Annotated in this window: 3 protein-coding genes and 1 pseudogene; all 4 read left to right on the forward strand. The window is 34.7% G+C overall.

Translation table 11 applies throughout. The annotated features are described in order from the left end of the window. Window positions 1–58: 58 nt before the first annotated feature. A complete protein-coding gene (locus tag V7659_RS06725; protein WP_335538947.1) occupies window positions 59–550 on the forward strand; it encodes a GIY-YIG nuclease family protein in 492 nt (163 codons plus the stop codon). Further along, complete coding sequence (locus V7659_RS06730; protein WP_335538949.1) at window positions 547–1,173, forward strand: hypothetical protein; 627 nt, start codon at window positions 547–549, stop codon at window positions 1,171–1,173. Before V7659_RS06725 ends, V7659_RS06730 begins: the two co-directional genes overlap by 4 nt. A 2-nt stretch (window positions 1,174–1,175) precedes the next feature. Further along, entirely contained in the window at window positions 1,176–1,595 is a 420-nt protein-coding gene (locus V7659_RS06735) for a DUF6884 domain-containing protein (RefSeq protein WP_335538951.1), read from the forward strand. Window positions 1,596–1,846: 251 nt separating this feature from the next. Next, a pseudogene (locus tag V7659_RS06740) lies at window positions 1,847–2,056 on the forward strand (hypothetical protein); the annotation flags it as partial.

Consider the following 2,056-nt stretch of genomic DNA (forward strand, 5'->3'; position numbering starts at 1 on the left):
GATGGATCTTTTTTAATGGGAGGGTCATAAACATTAATACAGTGAGGTGCTAAAACACTTGGGATTTCGAAAAAAAGAAAAACATCTGCTGGAAGAATGGATTAACTTATACAGAGATAAATTCAGAATCGAGTTTGCTGCCGAAGGACAAAGAATAAACAAGCAAAAAATTGAAAACCTCATAAAATGTCATATTTTAAACTATCGTGATACAAGCGAACACATATACTTATTATGTATGTCTTCTGATAACGAAACCATTCCCGTGTACGTCGGGAAAAGTGTGAATCCCTACACCAGATGGAAAAGCCATATTGGAAAATTACTTGAGGGAAAAGGATCCTATCTGCGGTGGAAAAATCTTTTAATACATGATGATAATATTGCCAAACATGCATTAATTCTGTTAATTATCCCAGACAATGAGATCCTAACACCCCCAATTCCGAACTTTCCCAAGACGGTTGGATCGGTAGAGTATCAATTGGTAAGTCTGGTATCTGACGCCTACCCAGATACGCTACTAAATAAAGAAGGGAATCGAAGATGATGATCGACTTTCGTTCATGGCTTTTTAATGTTCCAGGATATTATTTTGTTCCATTATTTGAAGTAAACGAGGATTTAATGGTTAATACCAAGCTTCTTGGAAAAAAGGAAAAAAGAACATTAGTAAGAAGCAAAGAAATGGAAAACGCAGTCATTAATCTAGTTGAAAGCAACATTGAACGTTCGGATTGGGAAGGACTGTTATACATCATGGGAAAAGGGGATAAGGAATCGTTTGTTCCCCTTTATATTGGAAAGGCGGAGAAAAAGGGAGTCAAGCATCCAATTAGTGTAAATATAGCTAATATAAGAACTAACAAGGGGAAGTTTGCTCGATGGGGAGATAATGTTGCTTATCATATTGGCGATCTGAGTCATGCATTATTTGGGTTTGAATCCTATAAGAAGCCAGATAAGAAATATAAGGTATGGGCAAATGTGCTATTTACGAACTATGATCCACCCACTCTGAAGGAACCTGTCTATCTGTATTTGCTTCCTTGGTATGAAGGAAACAAAGGTATATCAGGCTTGCATAGTTCACTTCCAGCCTTGGAAAAGGAATTAATCTCTTTAGCATCGGTTTTTTATAAAGATTCATTACTAAATGTGGATGGTGTGTAAGAATGTCTAAATACGCATTGATTAGCTGCACAAAATTAAAACAAGAATACCCATGTTATGCCAAAGAAATGTATTTGGAATCACAATTATTTAAAAAGGCTGTCCAATACATAAGCAAACAGAATTACGATGATTGGTTCATATTATCAGCTAAGTATGGATTGCTTCGTAAGGACACCTTAATTGAGCCATATGATATCACCTTGAACAACATGAATTCTTCACAACGAAAAACATGGTCAAAAGATGTTTTTGCTGAGTTAATCAAACTAGCGCCACAACAATTCGACTTTTATGCTGGGAAAAAATATAGAGAATACCTTATTCCAAATCTAGAGAATAATGGAATTAAATGTAATATCCCTCTTGAAGGTAAAGGGATCGGAGAGCAGCTAAAATTCTATAAGGATCAGCTTATTTAATTCAGTTTAACTTCTAAATCCTAGCGGGTATTGTTAAGTGATTAATCATTCTTTTAATAATATGATATTTAAATAGAATTAATTAATTATTAGGGAGCGTGGAGGAATTGAGAAAAGCTTACATAATAAATACCAATCGTACAAATAGGCCAAACGGAGAAACCGAGAGGGATATGTTGAAAAATGAAAAGTGTTCAGCCTAATTTTCTCCTTGGAAAGAGAAAATCGAACAAATTCAACCCAATGATTTAGTGTTTCTTTATAGAAATGGAAAAGGTATTATTGCAAGAGGAATCGCAACGGGAGTAGTTGAAATAGCAGATTATCAGAATGATGAAGGTTTACATATAAACGAAGAGTATTATATGAATTTAAATCGATTTGAAAGCTTACGTAATCCAGTACCTTCTGCTGATATTAATGATATTGTTGGCACCCATATAGTTCTAGCACCTACAATG

This window comes from Neobacillus drentensis (genome assembly GCF_036966985.1).
GTDB lineage: Bacteria > Bacillota > Bacilli > Bacillales > Cytobacillaceae > Neobacillus > Neobacillus drentensis_E.